This window comes from Actinocorallia aurantiaca (assembly GCF_039533685.1).
In the GTDB taxonomy this organism is placed as follows: domain Bacteria; phylum Actinomycetota; class Actinomycetes; order Streptosporangiales; family Streptosporangiaceae; genus Actinocorallia; species Actinocorallia aurantiaca.
The window spans coordinates 16,704-41,978 of record NZ_BAAATZ010000019.1 but is presented as its reverse complement, the minus strand read 5'-3'; the positions used below and the strand labels follow the sequence as shown (position 1 = coordinate 41,978).

Below are 25,275 nucleotides of genomic sequence, written 5' to 3'. Positions count from 1 at the left end.
CCCGCGCCGGGGCCCGGCGGGGTGATCGAGTTCCGCCACCGGGATCCCGGGACGGCGGAGTCGATGGTCGCCGCGGCCCGCGCCGCGGGCTGCTCGGCGGTCGGACGGGTGCCCGACGCCTTCTCCCCCGAACGGAGGGAGGCGACGCTGACGGCGGTCGGCGAACTGCTCTCGGCCGGCTGCGACGAGATCGCGCTGGACGAGGGCGAGGAGCCCGCCTCCCCGCTGACGGTCCGCGAGATCCTGTGCGACGCCGTCCCGCTGGCCCGCGAGGTGCCGGTACGGGTCCGGCTGACCGACCGGGACGGGCTCGGCCTGGCCAACGCCCTGACCGCGATGAAGAGCGGCGTCCGGCACTTCGACGTGACCCTCGGAGGGCTCGACGACGGGCTGTGCTCGGTCGACCTGCTCTTCCTCGCGTCCCGGCTCGGGGTCTCGAGCCCCGCCGACCGGGACGCCCTGGCCGCGGCCGCGGCCGAGCTGGAGGCGGCCTGCGGGGCGCCTCTGCCCGGCCGCACCCACGGACCGGGAAGGACCACTTCTTGATCCCCTCCCCGCCCTCCGGGCGCGGGGACTCCAGCGGTCGGACGCAGGGGCCTCCCTCCGACCGCCGCACATATCTGCGTCCTCACCCTCGCGCGTAACCGGGGGTCCCCATGCTCAAGGAGTTTTGATGACACTGATCGCAGAACGGCTGCTGACCACCCTCACCGACGCCGAGCGCGCCCGCATGGAGAAGGTCGAGAGCGTGCTGCCCGCACTGCGCGAGGCCGCGGCCAAGGCCGACGAGACCGGTGAGTTCCCCGTCGGCCACATCGCGCTGATGCGCGAGGCCGGGCTGCTCGGCCTGATCATCCCCGAGGAGTTCGGCGGCCTGGGCGGCGGGCTGCGCGACCTGGCCGGGGCGACCTTCACCCTCGGCTCGGCCTGCCCGTCCACCGCGCTGGCCTACTTCTTCCACAACACCAGCGCCTCGCGCGGCCTGCTGCCGCTGGAGGCCATCGAGGCCGGCCTGTTCGCCGAGGACGAGGTCCCGGTCATCAAGGCGTTCGCCGAGCGGCTGCTGACCAACATGGCCGGCGGCACCTGGCTGGCCAACTTCGCCTCCGAGGAGGTCAAGAGCTCCAGCGCCAACATCGCCATCGCCACCATCGCCACCCCGGTCGAGGGCGGCTGGTCCCTCAGCGGCGTCAAGTCCTTCGGCTGCGCCACCGGCGTCGCCGACTACTACCTGGTCACCGCCAAGGTCGACGGCACCACCGACGCCGACGGCCTGGCGCTGTTCCTGGTGAACCGCGACTCCGAGGGCATCACCAACCGGCCCAAGTGGAACGGCCTGGGCATGCGCGCCTCGGCCAACGACGGCGTCATCATGGAGAACGTCTTCGTCCCGTCCGAGGACTCCCTCACCGTGCCGGGCTCGTTCGTGAAGATGCTGCAGATGAGCCGCGGCAGCTTCGTCGGCAACCAGCTCGCCATCATGGCCGTCTACCTGGGCGCCGCCCAGAACGCCTACGACTACGCGCTCGAGCGCACCACCGGCAAGACCTTCGCCGACACCGGCAAGACCATCGCCAGCTCCCCCATGCACCAGGTCATCATCGGCAACATGGCCGAGCGCCTGGAGACCGCCTACCTGTGGATCCGCCGGCAGATCGAGCTGGAGACCTCCGAGCCCCCGCTGCTGCCCAAGGCCGAGGTCTACAAGCAGTGGCGCATCGCCAAGGGCGACATCTCCGAGGCCTGCTTCCAGGTCGCGCTCGGCGCGCTCAAGGCCTGCGGCACCTCCGCCGCCACCATGGACGGCGTCATCGGCCGCACCCTGCGCGACCTGGCCATGGCCCTGGTGATGACCTTCCCCGCCGAGCGTGGCAGGCTGGAGGCCGCCTCCATGATCACCCAGGACAAGGAGAACGAGTTGTTCGCGAGCGTGAACTCGTGAAGCCCCCCGCAGCCCGCGACCTCGTCGCCGGAACGTGGGAGGCCGCCGGTGACACGCTGGACCTGATCCTGGAGAACCCCGCCACCGGCGAGGCCCTCGGCCCCGCCGCGGCCAGCTCGGCCGAACGGGTGGAGCGCGCCCTGGCCGCGGCCGACGCCGTCGCCGGGGAGTGGGCCGCGGTCTCCGCGCAGGAGCGCGCCTCGATCCTGGAGGCCGTCGCGGCCGCCCTGGAACCGAAGGTCGCGAAGATCGCCGCCCTGGAGTCGTTCGCGACCGGCGTCCCGATCCGGCAGACCCTGCCGCTCGGCATGATCGTCACCGGCTCGTTCCTGCTCGCCGCCGGGCAGCTGCGCGAGGGCTGGCTCACGCGCGCCCTCGAGCGCGAGGACGGCAACGCCACCGAGGTGCACCTGCTGCCCTGGGGTCCGGCGCTGTGCCTGACCGCCTGGAACGCGCCCGCGCCCACCGGCGCGCACAAGATCGCCAACGCGCTGGCCGCGGGCTGCCCCGTGCTGTACAAGGCCAGCGAGTACGCCCCCTACGGCAGCCAGCTGATGGCCGAGGCCATCGACGAGGCGCTGCGCGCCCAGGGCGTTCCCGACGGCGTCTTCCAGTTCCTCCACGGCGGCCCCGGCGTCGGCGGCACGATGGTCAACGACCCCCGGGTCCGCGCGGTGTCCTTCACCGGCGGGGCCAAGGGCGGACAGGCGATCGCCGCGGCCTGCGCCGTCGGGCACAAGCCGGCCCAGCTCGAGCTGGGCGGCAACAACCCGCTGGTGGTGCTGGCCGACTCCGACGTCGACGTCGCCGCCCGCGGCATCGTCGACCTGCTGACCACGCTCAACGGCCAGTGGTGCCGGGCGCTCGGCAGGCTGATCGTGCCCGCCGAGATGGAGGAGGAGCTCGTCGCGGCGGTCGTCGCGCGGCTGGGCACCCTCGAGGCCGGCGACCCGCTGTCGGAGGACACCGACTACGGGCCGCTGGTGCACTCCCGGCACCGCGAGCTGGTCGCCTCCCAGCGGGACGCGCTCGGCGGCACCGTGCACACCGGCACGGCGGTCCCCGAGGGCACCAACCACCTGGCCCCGGCACTGGTCACCGGGGTCCCGGCGGAGCAGGCCGTGGAGGAGATCTTCGGCCCGGTCGCGACGGTCCACCCCTACACCTCGATCGACGAGGCCGTGGCGCTGGCCAACGGCACCGTCTACGGGCTCGAGGGGTACGTGTTCGGCGCCGACACCGAGAAGGCGCTCTCCGTCGCCCGCCGGATCCGCGCGGGCGAGGTGAAGGTGAACGGCTCCAGCATCATGAGCCTGCACCTGTTCGCCCCGCGTCCCGCCTGGGGCCACTCCGGGCTGGGCGAGGAGGGCACCGCCGAGACGCTGCGCTTCTTCACCAACCCCCGGGTCGTGGGCGTGGAGAACGGCTTCGCCCTGCACTCCAGGGAGGCGTGATGCGGATACTCGTCGCGGGAGCCGGACCGGTCGGGCTGACCACCGCCGTCTCCCTGGCCCGGCGCGGCCACGAGGTGACGGTCCTGGAGGCCGGCGACACGCTGGCCGCCGAGTCCCGGGCCTCCACCTACCACCCGCCGACGCTGGAGATGCTGGCCGAGCTCGGCGCGCTGGACGCGCTGATGGCCAAGGGCCTGGTGTCGCACGCCTTCCAGTACCGCGAGCGCAGTGGCGGCGTCGTCGCCGAACTCGACCTGCGGCTGCTGGAGAACGACACCCCCTACCCGTTCCGGGTGCAGTGCGAGCAGAGCAAGCTCACGCCGATCCTGCTGGACCTGCTGCGGGCCGAGGGCGGCGACGTCGTCTTCGGCTCCGCGGTCACCGGGGTCGTCCAGGACGACCGGGGCGTCGCGGTCACCACCGCCGACGGCTCGGTCCACCGGGGCGAGTGGCTGATCGGCGCGGACGGGGCGTCGTCCCAGGTCCGCAAGTCCCTGGACGTGCCGTTCGAGGGGATCACCTACCCCGAGCGGTTCCTCGTCGCCTCCACGGAGGAGGACCTGGAGGCGCTGATCCCCGGCATCGCCGCGGTCAACTACGTCTTCGACCCCGAGGAGTGGCTGGTCCTGCTGCGCACGCCCGACCACTGGCGGGTGCTGTTCCCGACTCCGGAGGACACCCCGGACGAGCTGGAGCTGGCCCGGCTGCCCGAGCGGCTGCGCGGCGTGGTCGACATCGAGTGGAAGGTCGCGCACTCGACCCTCTACCGGGTGCACCAGCGGGTCGCCTCCCGGTTCCGCACGGGACGGGTGGTGCTCGCCGGAGACGCCGCCCACGTCAACAACCCGCTCGGCGGCATGGGCCTCAACAGCGGCATCCACGACGCGTTCGCGATCGCCGCCGCTCTGGGCGACGACGAGGCACTGGACCTGGCGTGCGAACGCCGCCGGGACGTGGCCGCGTCGTTCGTGCAGAAGATCACCCACTCCAACTGGGAGCAGCTGCGCGATCCCGACACGCACAAGGCGGGGCTGCGCGCCCTGGCGGCCGACCCCGTCAAGGCGCGTGAGCACCTGCTGAGGACCTCGATGATCGCCTCGTTGCGCACCCCGGAGCCCGGGAGGACGGGGTGAGCACCTGGCTCGAACGGGAGAACCCCGCCCGGCTGGGTGAACTGGTCGGGCGGGTGCCCGTCGCGGACGCCCCGGACGTCGACGAGGCCGTCCGGGCCGCGGACGCGGCGCAGCGCTCCTGGGCCTCGACCCCGCTGGAGGAGCGGGTCCGGGTCCTGCGGGAGGTGGCCGCGACCTTCGACGATGAAGAGCTGGCCGTGCTGCTGGCCCGGGAGAGCGGCAAGCCGGTCGGCGACTGCCGCGGGGAGATCCGGTTCTCCGGCGTCTTCCTGAACTGGGTCGCCGACCGCGCCCCCGAGGTGCTGGCCGACGTCGAGACCGACGACGCCTCCGGACGGCTGCTGCTGCGGCGGCGGCCGTTCGGGGCGGTCGCGGCGATCACGCCGTGGAACGCGCCGGTGATCCTGACGATGCTCAAGGTCGGGCCGGCGCTGGCGGCGGGCAACACCATCGTGGTCAAGCCCTCGCCGCTGGCGCCGCTGGCGATCTCGGAGATCCTGCGCCGCTTCCCCACCGATCTGGTCAAGGTCGTGCACGGGGAGGCCGAGACCGGAGCCGCGCTGGTCGGGCATCCGCTGGTCCGCAAGGTCGCCTTCACCGGAGGCGAGGGCGCGGGCCGGGCGATCGGCGCCCTGGCCGGACGGATGATCACTCCGGCGGTGCTGGAGCTGGGCGGCAACGACCCGGCGGTGTTCCTGCCGGACGCCGAGTTCACCGACGCCGCGATGGACCGGCTGGTGATGGGCTCCTTCCAGAGCTCAGGACAGGTCTGCATGGCCGCCAAACGGCTCTACGTCCCCGCCGGGCGCGAGGACGAGTTCCGGGACGCCTACGTGGCCGCGGCCCTCCGTGTGGTCGTCCTGGGCGATCCGCTGGAGGAGGAGACGACCGTCGGCCCCGTCATCACCGCGCAGGCCGCGGAGCGGGTCCGTGCGCTGATCGCCTCCGGCGGCGAGGCCGTGCCGCTCGGCCGGGTCGCCTGCGACCCGGAACGGGGCCACTACGTGCGGCCGACGCTGCTGACCGGGCTGGACGACGGCTCCCCCGTCGTCGCGGACGAGCAGTTCGGGCCGGTCGTCCCGCTGCTCACCTACTCCGACACCGAGGAGGTCCTGGCCCGCGCCAACGCCGGCGAGCTGGGCCTGGGCGCCTCGGTGTGGTCCGCCGACGAGGAACGGGCGTTCGCCTTCGCCCGCCGCTTCGAGGCCGGATTCACCTTCGTCAACACCCATGGCCGCACCGGGATGGCGCTGCGCGCGCCGTTCGGCGGGGTCAAGCGCAGCGGCCACGGCCGCGAGTACGGCGACGAGGGCATCCTGGAGTACACCCAGACCTGCTCTGTGCACGCCCCCGCCGCCTTCCGCGCGGGCGGTGCGGGCATGGCCGCGGCGGCCTACCCCGTGTAGCCGCCGCGTTCCGAAGGCTCCCGGTCGATCCGCCTCATCGGCCGGGAGCCTTTCGCGTTCTCGGGCGCCCCGGCCCCTCAGGCCCGGTTCAGGGCGACCGGCAGGCGGGCCATGCCGCGCAGCGGCAGGCCGGGCCGGCGTTCGGCCTCACCCGCACGGGTGACCGAGGGGTATCCGGTGCCGAAGAGGCGTTCCAGGACGACCCGGGCCTCCAGCCGGGCCAGATGCGCGCCGAGGCAGAAGTGCACGCCCGACGCGAAGGACAGGTGCACCGGGTCGGGCCGGGCGACGTCCAGGACGTCGGGGTCACCGGTCATCCCGGGCGCCTCGGGATCGTGGTTGGCCCCGCCGATCACCGTCACGACGACCTGGCCGGACCGCAGGGGCGTCCCCGCGAAGTCGACGGGCTCCAGGACCGTGCGCGCGTCGAGCTGGACCGGTGAGTCGTAGCGCAGGAACTCCTCGACCGCGTTCGGGATCAGGGAGGGGTCCTCGCGCAGGACGGCCTGCTGGTCGGGGCGGTCCAGCAGCAGGTGCAGGGAGTTGCCCAGCAGGTTGGTCGTGGTCACGAAGCCGGCGCTGAACAGCAGCAGCGCGGTCGAGACCTGCTCCTCCCTCGACAGCCGCGCCTCCTTCGGAGCGGTGGCCAGCCGGGACAGCAGGTCGTCGCGGGGATCGGCGCTCTTGGCGTCGAGCAGGTCGGAGAAGTAGCCGCCGAGCTCGGTCCACAGGGCGACGGTGGCCCGGAAGTCCTCGACTCCGGCCGGCGGCGCCAGCATGGCGAGGATCTTGCCGGTGAAGGAGAGCCGCTCGTCCTCGGGGACCCCCAGCAGGTCGGAGATCACGTTGACGGGCAGGGGCAGGGCGAGGCCGTCCATGAAGTCAGCGCCGGGGTCGTCGGCGAGCCCCGCCAGCAGTTCGTCCGCGCGGCGCTCGATCGCCGGGCGCAGTTCGTCCACGTGACGGTTGGTGAACGCGGAGCCGACCGCGCGGCGCAGCCGGGTGTGCTCGGGCGGGTTGGCCATCAGCATGCTGTGCCCGAAGCTCTCGCGGGCGTTCCGCCGCTCCTCGGCGCTCACCCCCGCCATGCCGACCCCGATCTGCTCGTCCCCCTTGCCGAACGCCCGGTGCCGCAGCGCCGCGTCGCAGTCGGCGTAGCGGGAGAGCACCAGCGCCCCGTCCGAGGTGAGCAGGACCGGGGCCCGTTCGCGCAGTCTCCGGTACACGGGGTAGGGGTCGTCCGGCGGATCGAGGAAGAGCCCGGCGAACAGCTCCTCCGCCGGCCGATCGGTCGCCGTCGTCGCCTGTGCGGTCATGCCTTCACCCTCGGTGAGCGGCTGCGGGGAATCAACTTCGCCGGTGGAAAGGAACAGGCATTTCTCTCCACACCGAGGAGGGCTCCCCCTGTGCGGGGAGCCCTCCTCGGCCCGAATCAAAGCTGGTTACCCGTTTTTTACACGAAACTCCCATTTTGTCGCCTTGTAAGCCCTAGGCTCAGCGCATCTGCCCAGGCCAGCAGGCTTTTCCGGGGGTGGATGTGGCCACCGGGACGTTCCCGGTCAGAAGTCGACCGAGGCCCGTGCGGCCAGGCGCTCGCGCAGCCAGCCCGCCACCCGCACGTGCTCGGGGTGCCCCTGGTAGCCCTTCAGGTCGTCGAGGTCCTCGTGCCGGGTGATCAGCGCCAGGTCCCAGGAGACCTCGCCGCGCACGACGTCGACCCCGACGGTGATCCCGCGGATCTGCTCGATCAGCGGCTCCAGTCCCTCCAGCTTCTCCTTGGCCTCGGCCGCGTCGGCGGGGTCGGTGAACTTCATCAGGATGACGTGGGTCAACAAGGCGGCTCTCCAGGTGTGAAATCTCTTCCCATCCAGCGGTCCTGATTGTATGTTTTGGAAACAGTGTTTCGCTAGAGGAACCAGGAGGCCATCAAGATGCGGGTCGCAGCAGTACAGTTCGCGGCGGGCGAGGACGTCGCGGCCAACCTCGCCACCTGCCTGCGGATGATCGACGCTGCCGCCGCCGAAGGTGCCAGCATCATCGTCCTGCCCGAGTTCTGCAACCACCTGTCCTGGTACCCGGACCGGGAGACCGCCCACCGGCGCGCCTGCACTCTGGACGGCGAATTCCTCAAGGCCGTCGCCGAGCGGGCCGCCGGGCACGGCGCGTACGTGAAGCTGAACGTCACCATGGCCCGCGAGGACGGCCGCACCACCATCACCAGCCTGCTGTACGGCCCCGACGGGAGCCTCCTCGGCCAGGCGGACAAGCTCACCCTGATGGGCGCCGAGGGCGACCACATGGACCCCGGCACCGAGCGCGGGCCCGTCATCGACACCCCGGTCGGTCGGATCGGGATATATGCCTGCATGGAGGGCGTCACCGCGGACGTGTGCCGGGACCTGACCCTGCGGGGAGCACAGCTGCTGCTCAACAGCCTGAACTCCTTCGCCACCGACGAGGCGAGCCTGCACATCCCGGTCCGCGCCGCCGAGAACAAGGTCTGGGTGATCGCCGCCAACAAGGTGGGCCCGCTGCTGCCCGAGGCCCTCACCCCGGCCATCGCCGAGCGGCTGGGCGTCCCGCCGGAGCAGGTGCACGGCGCGGGCGAGAGCCAGATCGTCGCCCCCGACGGCACCGTCGTGGCCAGGGGTCCGCGCACCGGCGAGGCCGTGGTCGTCGCCGACATCGACCTCTCCCTGGCCGATGTGAAGACCCGCCCGGACGGCACCGACATCCTGGCCATGCGCCGGCCCGAGCTGTACCGGCCGATCGCCTCTCCCCCGGTCGAACGCACCGCCGCCCCGGGGGCCGACGAGTGCCGGGTCGCCGTCGTCGCCGGCGCCGACCCGCTGCCCGGCGTGGCCGAGGCCGCTGCCGCGGGCGCCGAGCTGATCGTCCTTCCGGAACTGGCCTTCGGCGAGGCCGGACGCGCGGAGGTCGCGGGCCTGCTGGCCGAGGCGCTGGCGGGCACCGGCGCCCACGCCGTCACCAGCGTCCGCGACGGCGACGCCCACACCGGCCTGGTGGTCTCGGCCGAGGGCGAGGCCGGCGTCCAGCTCCAGCTGCACCGGACCGAGCGGCTCTCCTGGGCCGCCCGGCGGGGTACCGGCGTGGAGGTCTTCGAGCTGCCCTTCGGGCGGCTCGCGGTGGTCGTCGGAGACGACTCCGCGGTGGTGGAGACCTTCCGGCTGGCCGCGATCGCCGACGCCGACGTCGTCGCGGTGCCGCGCTCGGCGGGCGAGGAGTGGGAGACCTCCCTGGGCCTGCCCGAGCGGGCCGCGGAGAACCGGCTGAACGTCGTCTCCGCCTGGCGGGAGGGCGGCCTGATCCTCGACCTGACCGGCGACTTCACCCTCTGGACCCCCTGGGAGGGTCCGTTCACCGGCCGGATCAGCCACCCGATCGTCACCGAGGCCGGACCGGGGGTCACCGCGGGCGTCGTGCACCCCGCCCAGGCCGTCAACCGCTTCGTCTCCAAGAACACCGATCTGGTGGGCGGCCGCGCCTGGCGCACCCTGGGCTCCCTGACAGAAACCGCACTGTAACAGCGGATCCGTTGACAGTGCCGGTCCCCGGTCGAAAAATGGAAACAGTGTTTCCCCTAGCGAACCAGAACGGAAAAATCGATGAGTGAGACCATCCGGAACGTCGAGCAGATGCTCGACAGTTCACCCGTCATCGACGTGACGGCGAAGTTCGGGAAGTACCAGACTCTGCTGGACGAGCTGAAGGCGAAGATCGACGCCCGGTTCGAGACCACCCGTGACCCCTCCACGGAAGAGCTGGAGTCCTACGGGACCTACCCGGACGGGCCCGGCGGCAAGGTCGCCGGCTACAGCGGTCCCGAGGTCGACTGGATGGTGCACTCCTGGCTCGGCAACCCCTCGGTCGGCTTCGTCAACCTGCACCTGACCGTCTGGCTCGGCCCGCAGGTGCGCGTCCCCCACCTGGGCATCGCCCTGCTGCTGTGGCCCGAGGGCTGGTTCTTCTGCGACTCCGTGCCGCGCACCAGCCTTGTCATCGACGCCGAGTACTACGACAAGTACTACGCGCCGGTGAACGACGACTGGCTGAAGTTCCAGGCCGACCACCCCGACTTCGAGTGGTTCACCAGCCCCTCGGCGTTCATCCGCACCAGCCTCTCCCCCACCGCCCAGTGCTACTCCTTCAAGTGGTCGGAGGAGAACTTCCAGGCCGTCGCCGACTGGATGCACAACCACGTCGACCGCTGGCTGACCTGGGTCGACGAGGCCGAGGAGGTGCCGGAGGCCGAGCGTGAGGCGCAGCGCGAGATCGACCTGAAGATCCGCCGCAACATCGCCGACCGCGACCCCGCCAACTCCATGGGCGTTCGCTACTTCGGCGAGGAGCTCACCGAGAAGCTCGTCCGCTCCCTGTGGGGCGGCGACCGGGAACTGCCGCGCCCGTGACGAACCCTCCCCTGATCCGCTCCCTGTGGTGGTCGGCTCGCACCCAGGGCGAGCCCCCGTTCGACACCGCCCACCTCAAGGTCTACTACCCCGCCCACGCCGAGGGCACCGACGCAGAACGGCTCACCGGCGTCTTCCCGCCGGTCCCGGGTGAACACCCGATCGTGGTGTTCTGCTCGGGCGTCAACGTCGCCCAGGACTCCTACCGTTCGCTGGCCATCGGGATCGCCGAGGCCGGATACGTGGTGGTGACGTTCGACCGGGTCGCCGAACTGTTCGGAGGACAGTACGGGCTGACCTGCGGCGTCGACCTGGACGCCGCCCGGCCCGACGCCTACGGCACCCGGCCGACCTGCCCGACCATCCCGGCGATCCTCGACGCGCTGCGCGGGATCGACCTGCTGAAGGACTCGCTGGACTTCGACCGCGTCGCCCTCGGCGGGCACTCCGCCGGCGGGACCGTCGTGCTGCAGTCCGCGCGGTTCTTCCCCGGCGTGCGGGCCGCCTTCGGGTTCGGCACCCACACCATGGTCGCGACCATGCTCGGCTGGCCCGCCGGCACCGTGCTGCCCGCCCAGGTCGAGTGCCCCGTGTTCCTGTCCGTCGGCACCCGCGACGGCGTGATCATGGGCAGCAGCGACCGATACGGCCAGGACGGCTTCGCCGACCCCGTCACCAGGACCTTCGACGAGGCGCTGCCCGGCGAGGGGCACCTGTTCGCCGTCCTGGACGGCGCCAACCACTTCGCGGTCGCCGACCCCGTCGATCCGACCGCCGCGCGGGCCTTCCTCGACCTGGAGCCCGAACGCGATCCCGCCGAGAGCCGTGCCGCCTACCTGGAAGTGTTGATCGCCTTCCTGCGCGCCCGGCTGAACGGCGACCCCGATTCCCTGGAGAAGGTGCGAGAGAACCCGCCCCCCTCCGTCACCCTGCGGGAGCACTGATGCTGAAGAACTTCTGGTACGCGGTCGAGACGTCCGACCAGGTCACCAACAAGCCCAAGAAGATCACGTGTCTGGGCCAGGACTTCGTCCTGTACCGCAAGCGCGACGGCGAGGTCGTCTGCATGTCGGACCTGTGCCCGCACCGCGGCGCGGCGCTGTCCGGCGGCTGGGTCAAGGACGACAAGATGGTCTGCCCGTACCACGGCTGGGAGTTCGTGCCCGACGGCACCTGCGTGAAGATCCCGGCCAACCTGGAGGGCCGGGGCATGCCGAAGAAGGCGCGCGTCGACTCCTACCCGACCACCGAGAAGTACGGCTTCGTGTGGGTCTTCATGGGCGACCTGGCCGAAGAGGACCGCCCCCCGATCCCCTACTGGCCCGAGTTCGACGACCTGAAGAAGGACGGCGGCCGCTGGAAGCCGGTCTACGGCGAGTACCTCTGGAACTCCAACTACGAGCGCATCCTGGAGAACGGCTGCGACATCGCGCACACCCCGTTCGTCCACGGCGGCCGGTTCGGCAACCCCGAGCGGCCCGAGGTGGAGGAGTACGAGGTCGAGACGCCCGACGAGTGGTCGGCCTTCGCCACCGTCAAGCTCTACCCGCCGCAGGCCAAGGGCCTGTGGGGACGGCTGTCGGGCAAGAGCGACAACCTGAAGGACCGCCCGCCGGTCGAGACCAGCGCGGGCTGGATGCTGCCGAACATGATCAAGCTGCACGTGCGGCTGCCCATGGGCAACATCATCATCTACGACAGCAACGTGCCGATCGACGAGACCACCACGCTGGTGAAGTTCGTGGCGCTGCGCGACTTCTTCACCGGTGACTGGGCCGACAAGAACGCCCTCAAGCGCATCTACGGCATCTTCGACCAGGACGTCCCCGTCGTGGACGGCACCCGGCCCGAGCTGCTGCCGGCCGACCTGGCCGCCGAGCTGCACGTCAAGTCCGACCTCATCGCGGTGCACTACCGCCGCCGCCGCCAGGAGCTGGCCGACAAGGGCTGGATGCTCGGCGACGAGGACCGCATCATGGGCGACGTGCCGCGCCGCGAGGCGACCGTCATCCCCTCGCCCGCCCGCAAGAACAACCCCGAGCTCGCCCGCGCCTGGGTGCACAAGGCCAAGGGCGAGCACCCCCGCGTCGACAAGTCCATCCTCGAAGGCGAGGCCGAGCGCGCGGCCGCTGCGAAGGCCGCCGAGGAAACCAAGGGAGAATAGCCATGACCTCACTGCCCAAGGGCCTGTTCGACCGTACCCTCGCCAAGCTCGAAGGCGTGGAGGACCTCAAGCTCGTCTACGGCGACGACCTGTTCAGCTCGATGGGCCCCGACTCCGTCGGCCGGCTCGAGGTGCGCACCGGCACCAAGCTCGCCAAGGTCGTGACGATCAGCCTGGTCGTGCCGCAGATCGGCATGGACAGCCACATGATCTTCGCGTTCACTCCGAACGACTCGGCGCTGCCGCACTTCACCCTGGACTCCGTCGAGGCGGGCGGAACCCTCGCCTTCCACCTCGACCTCGTCCCGCGCGCCGAACTGGCCTCCCACCTGGCCTATGTCGACGCCGTCTTCGAGCCGCTCAGCCCGGTCTTCGAGCGCTCCAAGGAGGTCTTCGGCTCGCTGCGCGCCGCGATCGGCCCGCGCCAGTACGCGATGATGTCGCCCTGGATGCTGGTGAACCGCGCCGACGAGGAGCAGTTCAAGGCGTTCGACACGTTCGTGGACGACTACTTCGCGCACTGGTCGGCGCTGCTGGAGTCCGGCCTGTCCGAGGAGGTCCTGGCGAGCGTCACCGCCGACACGAACCTGGCCGCCCGCGACCGGCTCAACCGGACCAACCTGTTCAGCCCGGAGGTCGACCCGGTCTGGGAGCGCGTCACCCGGCTCGTCGGCCAGGAGGCCTCCGACAAGATGCGCGCCGAGCTCATCCACAACGAGGTGCAGGGGTGAGCGAACCGAGCGAATGGCAGAACCGGATCGCCGGCGAGTGGCACGGCCGGCCGTCTCTGTTCAACGCCAAGGGCGTCTGGTGCGGTTACGAGGACATCCGGCGCTCGTCGGTGTTCGAGGACGGCAAGACCACCTACTACATGGACGGCGGCCTCGAGGGCGGCGGCGAGCTGGCCGGGCAGTTCCGGCTGGGTGCTCCGTTCGCGTTCGGGGTCATCGATTCCGACAGCAACCGCGTCTACACCGGTCCCGACTTCTTCGGCACGGGCCAGCCGTACGGCGGGTTCGTCGACGCCCACTACTACGGGCCCGGCTGGCAGGTGGACCTCAACACCTGGAACCACAACCTGCCCGACGGCGAGACCCAGGTGTACTCCTCGGTCCTCTACCAGGGCTGGACGGTCGTCGGCTGCTTCAACGGCGTCTACAAGCGCCGCGAGGAGCCGCCGCTGGACTTCCTGGCGGACGAGACCCGCAACGGCCCGGTGCCCTTCATCCTGCCGACGAAGAAGGCCGGCGGGTACGAGGGCGTCTGCGAGCTGTGGGGCGCCGACCAGAAGCTGATCGGCGACGTCACCGTCACGCTGGAGCTGGAGCCGATCGACCTGCTGCGCACCCGCGCGCACGTCACCTGGTCCGGCGCGCTCGAGCGGTCCTACACCGTCGAGCAGCGCCGCAACGGCACCCAGCTGTTCTACGAGGGTCCGGACGCCTGGGGCAACGCGCAGGCTTTCGGTCGCGCCAACTTCCCCAGTGTTCACTTCACCGACGTCACGAAGATCAAGGGACGTGAGTTCATGATCGACGCGACGCCGGGGATGAACGCGGGCGAGACGCTGGCGGTCTCCTACGAGGTGTTCGACGGCAACACGCTGTCGAGCGTCATCCACGGGGTGCTGACATGGCGGTGATCGTGGTGACCGGCGGGACCCGCGGCATCGGCCACGGGATCGCCAAAGAACTCATCGCCCGCGGCGCGCAGGTCGTGATCTGCGGGCGCAGCGGGGTCGACGAGGCCGCCGCCGAACTCGGCGCGACCGGCGTCGTCTGCGACATGACCGTCCGCGCCCAGGTCGAGGCGCTGTGGGAGAAGGCCGCCTCGCTCGGCCCGGTCGCCCACTGGGTCAACAACGCGGGCGTCTCCACCACGTCCAAGCCCCTCGCCGAGCTGCCCGCCGAGCAGCTGGAGACGGTCGTGAACGCGAACCTCCTCGGTGTGCTCAACGGCAGCGCGGTGGCGGCCAGGCACATGCTCGAGCAGGGTTCCGGCACGATCTGGAACATGGAGGGCTTCGGCAGCGACGGCCGCACCATGGTCGGCCTGACCGCCTACGGCTCCACCAAGCGCGCGGTCACCTACGTGACCGAGAGCCTGGCCAAGGAGCTCAAGGGCACCCAGGTCAAGGCCGCCCACCTGTCCCCCGGGATGGTCGTCACCGACCTGCTGCTCAAGGACTACGAGCCCGAGCAGCTGGAGAAGGCCAAGAAGGTCTTCAACATCCTCGCCGACAAGGTGGAGACCGTCACGCCGTTCCTCGCCGAGGGCATCCTCAAGGGCGTCAAGAACGGCGGGCGGGTCGCCTGGCTGACCACTCCGAAGATCGCTTTCCGGTTCGCCACGGCGGGCTTCAACAAGCGGGACCTGTTCGCATGAGCGAGATGGAGTACCCGGTCATCCTGGCTCTGGAGGACTTCGTCCCGGTGGCGTTCAGCGTCGCCGGGGCGCTCTTCCTGTCCAAGGCCGACGGCATCGACACCCGGCTGGCCAGGATCGCCGCGCTGCTGCTGGGCCTCGGCGGGGTCGCCAAGGCCGGCTGGAAGACCATCATCGCCACCACCGACGTCGATCTGTGGATGGTGCCGCTGGCGCTGTTCCCGCTCCTGGCCGCGGGCTTCCTGGTCCTCATCAAGGCCGCCGAGCCGAGGGTCCCCGTCCCCGCCATCGCGGGGCTGTGGATGGCCGGCCTGGGCACGGCCTTCGCGATCGGCGACACCCTGCCGATGCTCATCCTCACCATCGCGGCCAGCACCGCCGCGGCGGTCATCCTGAGCCGCCGGCACAAGCTGTTCATCGTCTGGATCATCGGCCAGTACCTGCTCGGCCCGCTCAGCTCGGGCGAGCAGACCATCGCCCGCCAGTGGGTCGAGCAGTCCATCAACACCGTCAGCCAGGCGGTGTTCCTCATCGCCGCCTGGCGGCTCTCCACCCTCCGAGCACCACAGACCGCACAGGAGGTCTCCTCATGACCGACGCGCTGGGCTGGCGCCGCAAGTTCGGCGTCATCGCCCCTTCCACCAACACCATCGTCGAGCCCGACTTCTACCGGATGGGGGTGCCGGGCGTCACCTCGCACTTCTCCCGCATCCACATCCGCGACCAGAACATGGCCGGGGACGAGGGCATGGAGCGGCTCCTCGACCAGATCCGCGACGAGATCGGCGCGGCCTGCGAGCGGGTCATGACCGCCGAGCCCGACTACATGGTGATGGGCATGTCCGCCGAGACGTTCTGGGGCGGCGTCGAGGGCAACCGCGCCTTCGTCAAGCAGATCCACGACCTGACCGGCCTGCAGGTCGCCACCGGCGCCGAGGCGTGCGAGCGGGCGCTGAAGCTGTACGGGGCGCGGCGCATCGGCGTCGTCACCCCCTACCAGCCCGTCGGCGACGAGAACGTCCGGCTCTTCTTCAACGAGCTGGGCTTCGAGGTCGACAAGATCATCGGCCTGAAGTGCCCGACCGCGGTGTCGATCGCCCACGTCAGCGAGGACGAGCTGCGCGGCGCGCTGCGCGAGCTGGCCGAGGGCGAGGTGGACGCGCTGATCCAGTGCGGCACCAACCTGTCCATGGTCGGCCTCGCCGACGAGGCCGAGCGCTGGCTGGGCATCCCCACCATCGCCATCAACGCCGCCACCTGGTGGATGGCGCTGCGCGACAACGGCATCGACGACAAGATCCAGGGCGCTGGAAGGCTGCTGCGTGAGCACTGAGGTCACCGTCATCGAGGTCGGGCCCAGGGACGGTCTGCAGAACGAGCAGACCCCGGTCTCGACCGAGGACAAGATCGAGCTGATCTCCCGCAGCGTGGCCGCGGGCGTCCGGCGGATCGAGGCGGTCTCCTTCAGCCACCCGCGGCTGGTGCCGCAGATGGCCGACGCCGAGGCCGTCATGGCCGGGGTCCCCCGGGTGGAGGGCGTGTCCTACATCGGGCTCGTCCTCAACCGGCGCGGGCTGGACCGGGCCATGGCGGCCGAGGTCGACGAGGTGAACGTGGTCGTCGTCGCCACGGACACCTTCAGCACGAAGAACCAGAACGTCACGACCGACCGGATGCTCGAGACCTGGGACGAGATCGCCGCCGAGACGCCCGCGGGGATCCGCCGGAGCATGACGATCGCGGCGTCCTTCGGCTGCCCGTTCGAAGGCGAGACCCCGCCCGAGCGGGTCGCCGAGATCGCACGCCGGGCCGCCGCGGCCGGAGCCGACGAGATCGCCCTCGCCGACACCATCGGCGTGGGCGTCCCCGCCCAGGTCCGCACCCTGACCCGGCTGGTCCGCGAAGCCGCCCCGGGCGTCCCGTTGCGCTTCCACTTCCACAACACCCGCAACACCGGGTACGCGAACGCCCTGACGGCCGTCGAGGAGGGCGTGACCGTCCTGGACGCCAGCGCGGGCGGATTCGGCGGCTGTCCCTTCGCGCCCGCCGCGACGGGCAACATCGCCACCGAGGACCTCCTGTACGCACTGCACCGCTCCGGTAAGACCACGGGAATCGACGAGGAGAGCGTCGCCGAGACCGGCGCCTGGCTCGGCACCGTCCTCGGCAAGCCGGCCCCGGCCCTCCGCGGCCGCGCCGGAGGATTCCCCCAAGGAAGGACATCATGACCGCACAGGCACTGGACGACCTGCGGGTCGTCGAGATGGGCCAGCTGCTGGCCGGCCCGTTCTGCGGCCAGCTCCTCGGCGACTTCGGCGCCGAGGTCATCAAGATCGAACCCCCCGTCACCGGCGACCCCATGCGCCAATGGGGACGCGAGAAACCCCACGGCCAGTCCCTGTGGTGGCCCATCCTGGCCCGCAACAAGAAATCCGTCACCCTCAACCTGCGCGAAGCAGCAGGCCAGGACCTCGCCCGGCGCATCATCACCGAGGCCGACGTACTGGTGGAGAACTTCCGGCCCGGCACCCTGGAACGCTGGGGCCTGTCCCCCGAGACCCTGTGGGAGCTCAACCCGGGACTGATCATCACCCGGGTCACCGGCTACGGCCAGAACGGCCCCTACTCCCCCCGCGCCGGATTCGGCTCCATCGGCGAGGCCATGGGCGGCATCCGCTACGTCACCGGCGACCCGAACAGCCCCCCGGCCCGCGCCGGTATCTCCCTGGGCGACGAACTCGCCGGAACGTTCGCCGCGCTGGGCACCCTCGTCGCCCTGCACGCCCGTACTCGTACCGGCAAGGGCCAGGTCGTCGACTCCGCCCTGTACGAAGCGGTATTCGCGCTCATGGAGTCGTTGATCCCCGAGTGGGAGCTGGCCGGATACCAGCGCGAGCGCACCGGCTCGGTCCTGCCCAACGTCGCCCCCTCCAACGTGTATCCGACCTCGGACGGGCCGGTGCTGATCGCGGCCAACCAGGACACCGTCTTCAGCCGCCTGGCCGACGTCATGGGACGCCCCGAACTCGCCGACGACCAGCGGTATTCCACCCACGGGGCGCGCGGCGCCAACGCCGAAGAACTCGACGAGCTCATCGCAGCCTGGACCGCCACGCTCACCAGCGACGAAGTGCTGGACAAGATGCACGCCAACGGCATCCCGGCGGGATTGACCTACCGGGCCAAGGACATGCTCGCCGACCCCCACTTCAAAGCACGCGAGGCCATCATCAAACTCGCCCACCCCGAATTCGGCGAATTCCCCATGCAGAACGTCTTCCCCAAACTCTCGGGAACCCCGGGCGAAGTCCGCTCCGTCGGCCCCGAACTCGGGGCGAACAACGGCGAGATCTACACCGGACTCCTCGGCCTCACCGCAGGCGATCTCGAGGACCTGACCGGCAAGGGCATCATCTGAGCCCACCCGGCCCTGACGGGCGGTGAGCGCCCGTTTCCGGCGTTCACCGCCCAGGCGTCATCCGGCCACCTCCGAACGGCGGTGGCATTCGTTTTCCCTTCGCGCTCACCGCTTCCACAGCTCGCTCGGGGAGACGCCCAGATCGCTCAGCATCTCCCGTAGCAGCGGAAGGGAGAGCCCGAGCACGTTCCCCGCGTCCCCTTCGATTCCGTTCACGAACCATCCGCCCTTTCCGTCAATGGTGAAGCCTCCCGCAGCCCACAGCGGCTCCCCCGACGCGGCGTAGTCCCGGATCTCCTCGTCGGACGGGTTCCCGAACCTCACCACGGTCTCCCCCACCGCGCTCACCTCCCGCCCGCTCCCGGTGTCGATGAGGCAGTGCCCGCTGTAGAGCACGCCGCTCTTCCCCCGTCGTTCCGACCACCACTCCACGACCTGCTCGACGCTCTCGGGCTTCCCCAGCCCCCGGCCCTCGAACTCCAGCAGTGAATCGCACCCGATGACGAGCGCCTCTCCCACCCGCTCCGCGACGGCCCGCGCCTTGCCGACCGCCAGCGCCTCCACCAGCTCCCGCACGGACCCGGCCTCGACCGCGTCCTCATCCACCCCGCTGACGACGACCTCGGCCTCCACCCCGGCACTCCGCAACACCTCGAACCGCGTCTGCGACGCGGACCCCAGCACCACCCTGCGCACGACGGCCTCCCTTGGGTTCGTCTTCGTGCTCGAACTGTCGCACTCGACAATCATCGTCCTTTACGGGATCCCGACGTGAGGACGCGATGACCCCCGGCATCCCCATCGAGGCGTGGAACTCCACCCGACCTCACCGCCATCGCCTCCGCCCATCGGAAGGAGCGGGAGAACGGCCGCCAGGCCGTTCATCGATGCCTGCTCAAGGGGTGGAGAGGGCGCGTAGGAGGTCGGCGGCGGGACGGTCCACGGAGCGGGCGGTGTCGGAGAGGGCGGCGACGGCGGTGTGGCGGGTGGGGCGGATGGCCAGGAAGGAGGTGAAGCCGCCGGTGGCGCCGTTGTGCCAGAGCTGGGAGTCTCCGTCCCTGCGGAGTTCCAGCCAGCCCAGGCGCATGGTCGTGAAGCGGTTCATGCGGTGGCCTTCGGCAGTGTGGGTGAGGCGGATCGCCTCGGCCAGTTCGGTGGAATCAGCGTCGAGCTGGGCGCGGGCGAAGACCGCCAGGTCCGCGACGGTCGAGCGCAGGCCGCCCGCACCGGCCAGGTCGGCCAAGTGCCAGGGGGCGACGGGGCGACTTCGGCGGTCGTGGCCCTGGGTCAGGCCCGTGTCGTCCAGACCGGTGTGCGTCAGGCCGAGGGGACGGCTGATCTGCTCGGCGACGAGTCGCTCGTAGGTGGTGCCGGCGCGGCGGGCGAGTGCCAGGCCGAGCAGGCCCGCGCCGAGGTTGGAGTAGCGGAAACGTTTTCCCGGGGTGGCGCCGAGCTTCGTGCGGGTCAGGCCGTCGAGGAGGAACTCGGCGGTGCAGTCGGCGTAGGGGTCGGGTTTGCGCGGGTTGAGGAGGGCGGGAAGGAACATGCCCTTCGGCAGCCGGGGCAGGCCCGAGGTGTGGGTGGCGAGGTGCCGCAGAGTGATGCGCTCTCCGTCTCTTTCGGGCACCGGCGCGCCGAGGAGGTCGGTGACGGGCTCGTCCAGCGCGGCTTTTCCGGCCACGACCAGCCGGGCCAGCAGCAGCGACGTGAACACCTTCGTCAGCGACCCGATCTCGAACACGGTGTCCGGGGCAGCCCGTCCGGCGGCGGCCTCCGCCGTCCCCTCCCCGGCGATGGCCGCCACCGCCACGCCCGCCCTCTTCCGGGCCAGTTCCCCTGCCGTCGCCCGCACCAGGACCGACGGCCCCGCCACCTCTGTCATATCGTCATCATCAGCCTGACCTGGTCGTTTTTCCTCCTCCATGAGAAGGATCTCCGGCTCCTCCTGCCGGTCGGGGCCGGGGAGCATCGGGGGCGGATCGTAGGCTGGGGATATGGCACGGGCCAACGACGAAGTCGCCGAGGCGTTGCGCGAGTACGCCGACCTGTTCGCGCTGGAGGGCGGGGACGCCTTCCGGGTGCGGAGCTACCAGCGGGCCGCCAAGGCGATCGCCGGGTATCCGGAGGATCTCCGGGCGGGGCACGCGCGGGACGTTCCGGGAGTGGGCTCGGCGATCGCGGCGAAGGTCGAGGAGTTCCTGGGCAGGGGGAGCTTCCGGCAGCTCGACGAGCTGCGGGCGAGGATCCCCGAAGGGGTGCGGCGGCTGATGGGCGTGCCCTCGCTCGGCCCCAAGACGGCGTTGTCCCTCTACCGGGAGCTGGGCGTGGACTCCGTGGAGTCGCTGAGCCTCGCCATCGACGAGGGGCGGCTGCGCGGCCTCCCGGGCATGGGGCCCAGGACCGTCGAGAACCTGAGGCTCGGGATCGAGCGGCGGCGGCAGGCCGGAGAGCGGATCCATCTGGGCGTGGCGGACCACCTCGCCGAGAAGGTCGCCGAGTCGCTTCCCGGCGCCGAGCGCGTCGCGGTCGCCGGGTCGGCGCGCCGCATGTGCGAGACCGTCGGCGGCCTCGAGGTCCTGGCGGTGGGGCCCGCCGAGCTGATGAGCGTCTTCACCGCCCAGTCCTACGTGGCCGAGATCCTGTCCGCCGGGGACGCCGAGACCTCGGTGCGCACCGTTCAGGGGCTCCAGGTCGATCTCCGGCTGGTGCCGGCCGAGTCCTGGGGGGCCGCGCTCATCCACTTCACCGGCGACGCCGGCCACGACGCCCGTCTGCGCGAGCTGGCGGCGGAGAGGGGCTGGAGGCTCTCCGAGCACGGCCTGTTCGACGGGGACGGGCGGATCGCCTCGCGGAGCGAGGAGGAGGTCTACGCCGCCCTGGGCATGCAGTGGGTGCCGCCGCCGCTCCGTGAGGACCGCGGCGAGATCGAGGCCGCCCTCCGAGGGGAGCTCCCCGCCCTGGTGGAGCTGGAGGACCTTCGGGGAGACCTGCACACCCACACCGACCTCACCGACGGGATCGCCTCCCTGGAGGACATGGTCGCCGCCGCGGCGGCCCGCGGATACTCCTACTTCGCCGTCACCGACCACGCCCCCGACCTCGCGATGCAGCGCATGACCCTGGAGAAGGCGCTCGCCCAGCGCGAGCGCCTGGCCCGGCTGCAGGAGGACTTCCCCGGCATGCGGCTCCTGCACGGCACCGAGCTCAACATCGGCCCCGACGGGTCCGTCGACTGGCCGCAGGAGGTCCTGGAGGGCTTCGACGTCCGGGTCGCCAGCGTGCACTCCCACTTCGCCCAGTCCCGCGACCAGATGACCCGGCGGCTCGTCGCCGCCTGCGAGAACCCGGGCGTGCACGTCATCGGCCACCCCACCACCCGCAAGATCGGCAGGCGCCCCATGGTCGACGCCGACTGGCAGGCCGTCTTCCGGGCCGCGGCCCGCACCGGCACCGTCCTGGAGATCGACTCCTACCCGGACCGCGCCGACCTCCCCTCCGACCTGGTGCGCCTGGCCCGCCGCCACGGCGTGAAGTTCTCCATCGACAGCGACGCCCACGCCGTCCCCCACCTCGCCTACCCCCGCTTCGGCGTCGGCATCGCCCAGCGCGCCGCCCTGACCCCCGACGACGTCGTCAACACCTGGCCCCTGGACCGGCTCCTGGCCTTCCTCGACGGCGGCGGGGCCCCTTCCCGCCCCTGACCCGCTCCGGACGGGGCGGGGAGGTCAGGACTGGGGGGAGTGCTTGCCGAGGTCGCCGGAGCGGTAGTGGCGGCGGCAGAGGACCTGGTAGCGGACGTCCGCCTCGTCGGTGTCGGCGATGATGACCTGTTCGCCGGCTCGGACGAGTTCGCCGCCGACGGTGCGGGCGTTGAGCTGGCCGGGGCGGCCGCACCAGCACAGGACCTCCACCTGGAGGCGGCAGACCTCGTCGGCCAGCTCGAAGAGGCGGCGGGTGGCGGGGAAGAGCTCGGAGCGGAAGTCCGAGGCGAGGCCGAAGGCGTAGACGTCGACGTCGCAGTCGTCGACGAGACCGGCCATCTGCTCGATCTGCTCCACCGAGTAGAACTGCACCTCGTCGCAGATGAGGTAGTCCAGGCGGTAGGCCGTCCTGCGCCGGACCAGGGAGCTGAAGTCGAAGTCGTCCCCGACCTCGAGGGCCTCGTCGCCCAGGCCGATCCGGCTGGTGACGCGGGGCCCGCCCGACCGGTCGTGCTTGGTGAGGACCAGGCCGTGGCGCCCCTGCCTGCGGTGGTTGTAGTTGATCTGAAGGGCGAGGGTGGACTTGCCGCAGTCCATCGGGCCGTAGAAGAACTTGAGCACCGCGTCCCGGTGCAGGCCGCTCACTCCGGCAGGCGGTACGGAAGACAAGGCCGACAGATCACTCACGGGGCGTCAGTCTAGAGTGAACGGAGGTGGTCGCGTGGGAGAGCGGAACGTGACGAACAACGCGTTCCACCCCATCCGACCGGCAGAGACGGGAGAGTACGCGTGGAGCGGACGCGGAGGGGCGCGGACGCCGTCCGTCCGCGCCCCCGTGGTCCGGGCCCTATTCTTCGGGCTGGACCTCGACGGGCCTGTCCTTCGAGGACCGTTTCTCCTGCTTGGCCGCGCGTGTGGCCTTGAGCGCCGCCTTCTTGGCCTTGCCGGTGGTCTTCGCCGGCTTCTTCCTGGTGTCTCCCATGAGATCCTCCCGAATCGCTTGGGACGCCCGAAATGGGCACAAGGACCACGTTGCCGTCCTTAGTCGAAAAACGACATCCACAACCAATAAAGAAAGACCAAAACGGTGAAAGATTCCGATCTCATCTGCTCGGCCAAGGACTGCCGCACCACCGCCGTCTGGGGCCTGCGCTGGAACAACCCGAAGATCCACACCCCGGAACGCCGCAAGGTGTGGCTGGCGTGCGACGAGCACCGCGACGGCCTGTCGTCCTTCCTCGACCGCCGCGGCTTCCTCAAGGACGCCGTCCCGGTCGACGGGCTCGCGCCCACCGACGGCTGAGCGGACCGCCCCTACCCCTGCCGCTCGACCGCCAGGGCGCTGAGCCGCTTCGCCAGCGCAGCGGGGTCCCCGCCGCGCCCGACCGCCACCCCCAGCAGGTAGGCGGTCAGCGGCGCGGCCGGACGGGCCACGCCGTGCGCGACGTCGCGGGCCAGGTCGAGCACCAGGTCGCGGTCCACCGACCCCGGCTCCAGGCCCAGTTCGGCACAGGCGGTCTCGATCCACTCGTTCACTTCAAGCCTCTCCTCGGCGCGCGCCAGGTCCTCGGGGGTGTCGCAGTCGGTCCAATCATCGCCCCCCGGCACCCGGACGGGGTCCAGCGGCCCCAGCAGCCCCCGCAGCGACCGCCCCTCGTACCGCTCCAGCGCGGCCCTGAGCCGGTCCGTGCGCCACGCTCCGGTCAGCCACTGGTCCCTGCCCGCCCCGTCGGCCAGCACGGCGTCGGGGTGCTCCAGGAGCCCGGCGACGACCTCCTCCGTGAGGAAGGGGAGGTCCGCGGCGAGCAGGACGACCCGCGGCGCCTCGACCAGCGCCAGCCCGGCCCGCAACGCCGGCACGGGACCGCCTCCCGGCGGGTCCTCCCGGACGAACACCGCTTCCAGCCCCGGACGCTCCGGTCCCACCACGATGGTCCGCCCGGCGCCCCGCACGGCCGAGGCCACCCGGACGACCAGCGGTGTCCCGCCGACCTTCGCGCCGGGCTTGTCGCCTCCGCCGAACCTCCGCGCCGCCCCGCCGGCCAGGATCACCGCGTCGTAGGGCTCCGGGGCGCTCATCCCCCGATGGCGGACATCGGCCGGTCGGGCTGGAGGAAGGACGGGTCGTCGATGCCGTGCCCGGCCCTCTTGGCGCGGATCGCCCCGACCCAGCGGTCGGCCAGCTCGTCGTCCCCGGCGCCGCCGCGCAGGGCGTCGCGCAGGTTGGACTCCTCGCGGGCGAACAGGCAGTTGCGGATCTGCCCGTCCGCGGTCAGCCTGACCCGGTCGCAGGCTCCGCAGAACGGGCGGGTGACCGAGGCGATGATGCCGACGGTGGAGCCCTCCACCGCGAACAGCTCGGCGGGCGCGCTCCCCCGCTCGGCCGAGGGCAGCGGCTCGAGGGAGAACTCCCCGGCGAGCCGCTCCTGGATCTCGTCCGCGGTGATCATGTTCTCGCGCTGCCAGCCGTGCTGGGCGTCCAGGGGCATCTGCTCGATGAACCGCAGCAGGTAGCCGTGCTCCAGGCAGAAGCGCAGCAGCGGCGCCGCCTCGTCCTCGTTGACCCCGCGCATGAGCACCGCGTTGACCTTGACCGGGGCCAGCCCGGCCTCCGCCGCGGCGGCCAGGCCGGCCAGGACGTCGGGCAGCCGGTCCCGGAAGGACAGCTTGTGGAACACCTCGCGGTCCAGGGTGTCCAGGGAGACGTTGACCCGGTCGAGCCCGGCCTCGCGCAGGGGCGCGGCCAGCCGGGCCAGCCCGATCCCGTTGGTGGTCAGCGAGATCTCGGGCCGGGGCTCCAGGGCGGCGGTGCCCGCGACGAGGCCGGGGAGGCCGCGGCGCAGCAGGGGCTCGCCGCCGGTGTAGCGGACCTCGGTGATGCCGAGGCGCTCCACGCCGATCCGCACCAGCCGCAGGACCTCCTCGTCGGTGAGCAGCTCCGGCTTGGGCAGCCAGTCCAGCCCCTCGGGCGGCATGCAGTAGGAGCAGCGCAGGTTGCAGCGGTCCGTGAGCGACACACGGAGGTCCGTGGCCTGGCGACCGTATTCGTCGAGCAGCCGCACCTGAGGTCCTCTCTGTGTCTTCACCGTCACCGGAACAGCAGGTTCCTGTCTACCAGGCCGGAAGGGGAGACGCCCGGCCGGAACGATGAATCCTCTGTTGCCCCGCGTTGCGCGCTGTTTCAGATCTTCCTAGAGAAGAAGCCAGATATTCGGCCCTGTCAAATCCGGCCGCCCTCGCCC

The 25,275-nt window shown here is 71.3% G+C and carries 26 protein-coding genes; 18 read left to right on the top strand and 8 right to left on the bottom strand.

Annotated features, from left to right (window positions below; translation table 11 throughout):
- The 5 genes from ABD327_RS22290 to ABD327_RS22270 all read left to right on the top strand — a co-directional run.
- A partial coding sequence (locus ABD327_RS22290; protein ID WP_486303500.1) for a beta/alpha barrel domain-containing protein occupies window positions 1–546 on the top strand: 546 nt, incomplete at its 5' end.
- 127 nt (window positions 547–673) lie between these two features.
- Window positions 674–1,942 carry an acyl-CoA dehydrogenase family protein gene (locus ABD327_RS22285; RefSeq protein ID WP_344452536.1) on the top strand — a complete coding sequence of 423 codons (1,269 nt, stop codon included), beginning with the start codon at window positions 674–676 and terminating at the stop codon, window positions 1,940–1,942.
- Window positions 1,939–3,396 (top strand): aldehyde dehydrogenase family protein, encoded by a 1,458-nt coding sequence (locus ABD327_RS22280; protein ID WP_344452534.1) that lies wholly within the window; start codon window positions 1,939–1,941, stop codon window positions 3,394–3,396. Before ABD327_RS22285 ends, ABD327_RS22280 begins: the two co-directional genes overlap by 4 nt.
- The gene (locus ABD327_RS22275) at window positions 3,396–4,529 is read left to right on the top strand and encodes an FAD-dependent oxidoreductase (RefSeq protein ID WP_344452533.1); all 1,134 of its coding nucleotides are present in this window, start codon (window positions 3,396–3,398) and stop codon (window positions 4,527–4,529) included. Before ABD327_RS22280 ends, ABD327_RS22275 begins: the two co-directional genes overlap by 1 nt.
- Window positions 4,526–5,935, top strand: a complete 1,410-nt coding sequence (locus tag ABD327_RS22270) for an aldehyde dehydrogenase family protein (protein WP_344452532.1) — start codon at window positions 4,526–4,528, stop codon at window positions 5,933–5,935. The genes ABD327_RS22275 and ABD327_RS22270 overlap by 4 nt, the downstream gene beginning before the upstream one ends.
- Window positions 5,936–6,012: 77 nt before the next feature.
- On the opposite strand, the gene ABD327_RS22265 is transcribed toward ABD327_RS22270, so the two are convergent.
- Both ABD327_RS22265 and ABD327_RS22260 read right to left on the bottom strand, forming a co-directional pair.
- Window positions 6,013–7,251, bottom strand: a complete 1,239-nt coding sequence (locus ABD327_RS22265; RefSeq protein WP_344452531.1) for a cytochrome P450 — start codon at window positions 7,249–7,251, stop codon at window positions 6,013–6,015.
- A gap of 243 nt (window positions 7,252–7,494) precedes the next feature.
- Window positions 7,495–7,770, bottom strand: coding sequence for a Dabb family protein (locus tag ABD327_RS22260; RefSeq protein WP_344452530.1), 276 nt, complete (start codon window positions 7,768–7,770; stop codon window positions 7,495–7,497).
- 96 nt (window positions 7,771–7,866) lie between these two features.
- On the opposite strand from ABD327_RS22260, the gene ABD327_RS22255 reads away from it, so the two are divergent.
- The 11 genes from ABD327_RS22255 to ABD327_RS22205 all read left to right on the top strand — a co-directional run bounded on the left by ABD327_RS22255 (window position 7,867) and on the right by ABD327_RS22205 (window position 18,332).
- Window positions 7,867–9,480 carry a nitrilase-related carbon-nitrogen hydrolase gene (locus tag ABD327_RS22255; protein WP_344452529.1) on the top strand — a complete coding sequence of 538 codons (1,614 nt, stop codon included), beginning with the start codon at window positions 7,867–7,869 and terminating at the stop codon, window positions 9,478–9,480.
- Between the two features lie 81 nt (window positions 9,481–9,561).
- Window positions 9,562–10,365: an oxidoreductase gene (locus ABD327_RS22250; RefSeq protein ID WP_344452528.1), complete on the top strand. Its 804-nt coding sequence runs from the start codon at window positions 9,562–9,564 to the stop codon at window positions 10,363–10,365.
- A complete protein-coding gene (locus tag ABD327_RS22245) occupies window positions 10,362–11,309 on the top strand; it encodes an alpha/beta hydrolase family protein (RefSeq protein ID WP_344452527.1) in 948 nt (315 codons plus the stop codon). The genes ABD327_RS22250 and ABD327_RS22245 overlap by 4 nt, the downstream gene beginning before the upstream one ends.
- On the top strand, window positions 11,309–12,529 hold the full coding sequence (locus tag ABD327_RS22240) for an aromatic ring-hydroxylating dioxygenase subunit alpha (RefSeq protein ID WP_344452526.1): 1,221 nt from the start codon (window positions 11,309–11,311) through the stop codon (window positions 12,527–12,529). The genes ABD327_RS22245 and ABD327_RS22240 overlap by 1 nt, the downstream gene beginning before the upstream one ends.
- A gap of 2 nt (window positions 12,530–12,531) precedes the next feature.
- Window positions 12,532–13,260, top strand: coding sequence for a hypothetical protein (locus ABD327_RS22235; RefSeq protein ID WP_344452525.1), 729 nt, complete (start codon window positions 12,532–12,534; stop codon window positions 13,258–13,260).
- Window positions 13,257–14,171: a hypothetical protein gene (locus ABD327_RS22230; protein WP_344452524.1), complete on the top strand. Its 915-nt coding sequence runs from the start codon at window positions 13,257–13,259 to the stop codon at window positions 14,169–14,171. The genes ABD327_RS22235 and ABD327_RS22230 overlap by 4 nt, the downstream gene beginning before the upstream one ends.
- A complete protein-coding gene (locus ABD327_RS22225) occupies window positions 14,162–14,914 on the top strand; it encodes an SDR family oxidoreductase (protein ID WP_344452523.1) in 753 nt (250 codons plus the stop codon). Before ABD327_RS22230 ends, ABD327_RS22225 begins: the two co-directional genes overlap by 10 nt.
- Complete coding sequence (locus ABD327_RS22220) at window positions 14,911–15,507, top strand: hypothetical protein (RefSeq protein WP_344452522.1); 597 nt, start codon at window positions 14,911–14,913, stop codon at window positions 15,505–15,507. Before ABD327_RS22225 ends, ABD327_RS22220 begins: the two co-directional genes overlap by 4 nt.
- On the top strand, window positions 15,504–16,247 hold the full coding sequence (locus ABD327_RS22215; RefSeq protein ID WP_344452521.1) for a maleate cis-trans isomerase family protein: 744 nt from the start codon (window positions 15,504–15,506) through the stop codon (window positions 16,245–16,247). Before ABD327_RS22220 ends, ABD327_RS22215 begins: the two co-directional genes overlap by 4 nt.
- A complete protein-coding gene (locus ABD327_RS22210; protein WP_344452520.1) occupies window positions 16,237–17,142 on the top strand; it encodes a hydroxymethylglutaryl-CoA lyase in 906 nt (301 codons plus the stop codon). The genes ABD327_RS22215 and ABD327_RS22210 overlap by 11 nt, the downstream gene beginning before the upstream one ends.
- Complete coding sequence (locus tag ABD327_RS22205; protein WP_344452519.1) at window positions 17,139–18,332, top strand: CaiB/BaiF CoA transferase family protein; 1,194 nt, start codon at window positions 17,139–17,141, stop codon at window positions 18,330–18,332. The genes ABD327_RS22210 and ABD327_RS22205 overlap by 4 nt, the downstream gene beginning before the upstream one ends.
- 105 nt (window positions 18,333–18,437) lie before the next feature.
- On the opposite strand, the gene ABD327_RS22200 is transcribed toward ABD327_RS22205, so the two are convergent.
- Window positions 18,438–19,028 carry a Maf family protein gene (locus ABD327_RS22200; RefSeq protein WP_344452518.1) on the bottom strand — a complete coding sequence of 197 codons (591 nt, stop codon included), beginning with the start codon at window positions 19,026–19,028 and terminating at the stop codon, window positions 18,438–18,440.
- Between the two features lie 199 nt (window positions 19,029–19,227).
- Window positions 19,228–20,214, bottom strand: a complete 987-nt coding sequence (locus ABD327_RS22195) for a serine hydrolase domain-containing protein (RefSeq protein ID WP_344452517.1) — start codon at window positions 20,212–20,214, stop codon at window positions 19,228–19,230.
- A gap of 112 nt (window positions 20,215–20,326) precedes the next feature.
- Between ABD327_RS22195 and ABD327_RS22190 the strand changes: the two genes are divergently transcribed.
- Complete coding sequence (locus ABD327_RS22190; protein WP_344452516.1) at window positions 20,327–22,033, top strand: DNA polymerase/3'-5' exonuclease PolX; 1,707 nt, start codon at window positions 20,327–20,329, stop codon at window positions 22,031–22,033.
- A gap of 24 nt (window positions 22,034–22,057) precedes the next feature.
- Here the strand turns inward: ABD327_RS22190 and ABD327_RS22185 are convergent, their stop codons facing one another.
- Entirely contained in the window at window positions 22,058–22,720 is a 663-nt protein-coding gene (locus ABD327_RS22185) for a thymidine kinase (RefSeq protein WP_344452515.1), read from the bottom strand.
- 160 nt (window positions 22,721–22,880) lie between these two features.
- On the bottom strand, window positions 22,881–23,015 hold the full coding sequence (locus tag ABD327_RS22180; protein WP_344452514.1) for a hypothetical protein: 135 nt from the start codon (window positions 23,013–23,015) through the stop codon (window positions 22,881–22,883).
- Window positions 23,016–23,120: 105 nt separating this feature from the next.
- Between ABD327_RS22180 and ABD327_RS22175 the strand changes: the two genes are divergently transcribed.
- Window positions 23,121–23,336, top strand: a complete 216-nt coding sequence (locus ABD327_RS22175; protein ID WP_344452513.1) for a hypothetical protein — start codon at window positions 23,121–23,123, stop codon at window positions 23,334–23,336.
- Window positions 23,337–23,347: 11 nt separating this feature from the next.
- Here the strand turns inward: ABD327_RS22175 and ABD327_RS22170 are convergent, their stop codons facing one another.
- Together ABD327_RS22170 and moaA are read right to left on the bottom strand one after the other, a co-directional pair.
- Complete coding sequence (locus ABD327_RS22170; protein WP_344452512.1) at window positions 23,348–24,112, bottom strand: NTP transferase domain-containing protein; 765 nt, start codon at window positions 24,110–24,112, stop codon at window positions 23,348–23,350.
- Window positions 24,109–25,095, bottom strand: coding sequence for a GTP 3',8-cyclase MoaA (moaA, locus tag ABD327_RS22165; protein ID WP_425547179.1), 987 nt, complete (start codon window positions 25,093–25,095; stop codon window positions 24,109–24,111). The genes ABD327_RS22170 and moaA overlap by 4 nt, the downstream gene beginning before the upstream one ends.
- Window positions 25,096–25,275 lie beyond the last annotated feature (180 nt).

Coding starts and splice junctions, on each gene's coding strand:
- ABD327_RS22190 (WP_344452516.1), top strand. CDS start 20,327: ATGGCACGGGCCAACGACGAAGTCGCCGAGGCGTTGCGCGAGTACGCC.
- ABD327_RS22205 (WP_344452519.1), top strand. CDS start 17,139: ATGACCGCACAGGCACTGGACGACCTGCGGGTCGTCGAGATGGGCCAG.
- ABD327_RS22240 (WP_344452526.1), top strand. CDS start 11,309: ATGCTGAAGAACTTCTGGTACGCGGTCGAGACGTCCGACCAGGTCACC.
- ABD327_RS22170 (WP_344452512.1), bottom strand. CDS start 24,112: ATGAGCGCCCCGGAGCCCTACGACGCGGTGATCCTGGCCGGCGGGGCG.
- ABD327_RS22225 (WP_344452523.1), top strand. CDS start 14,162: ATGGCGGTGATCGTGGTGACCGGCGGGACCCGCGGCATCGGCCACGGG.
- ABD327_RS22215 (WP_344452521.1), top strand. CDS start 15,504: ATGACCGACGCGCTGGGCTGGCGCCGCAAGTTCGGCGTCATCGCCCCT.
- ABD327_RS22255 (WP_344452529.1), top strand. CDS start 7,867: ATGCGGGTCGCAGCAGTACAGTTCGCGGCGGGCGAGGACGTCGCGGCC.
- ABD327_RS22235 (WP_344452525.1), top strand. CDS start 12,532: ATGACCTCACTGCCCAAGGGCCTGTTCGACCGTACCCTCGCCAAGCTC.
- ABD327_RS22285 (WP_344452536.1), top strand. CDS start 674: ATGACACTGATCGCAGAACGGCTGCTGACCACCCTCACCGACGCCGAG.
- ABD327_RS22265 (WP_344452531.1), bottom strand. CDS start 7,251: ATGACCGCACAGGCGACGACGGCGACCGATCGGCCGGCGGAGGAGCTG.
- ABD327_RS22180 (WP_344452514.1), bottom strand. CDS start 23,015: ATGGGAGACACCAGGAAGAAGCCGGCGAAGACCACCGGCAAGGCCAAG.
- ABD327_RS22195 (WP_344452517.1), bottom strand. CDS start 20,214: ATGACAGAGGTGGCGGGGCCGTCGGTCCTGGTGCGGGCGACGGCAGGG.
- ABD327_RS22275 (WP_344452533.1), top strand. CDS start 3,396: ATGCGGATACTCGTCGCGGGAGCCGGACCGGTCGGGCTGACCACCGCC.
- ABD327_RS22220 (WP_344452522.1), top strand. CDS start 14,911: ATGAGCGAGATGGAGTACCCGGTCATCCTGGCTCTGGAGGACTTCGTC.
- ABD327_RS22250 (WP_344452528.1), top strand. CDS start 9,562: ATGAGTGAGACCATCCGGAACGTCGAGCAGATGCTCGACAGTTCACCC.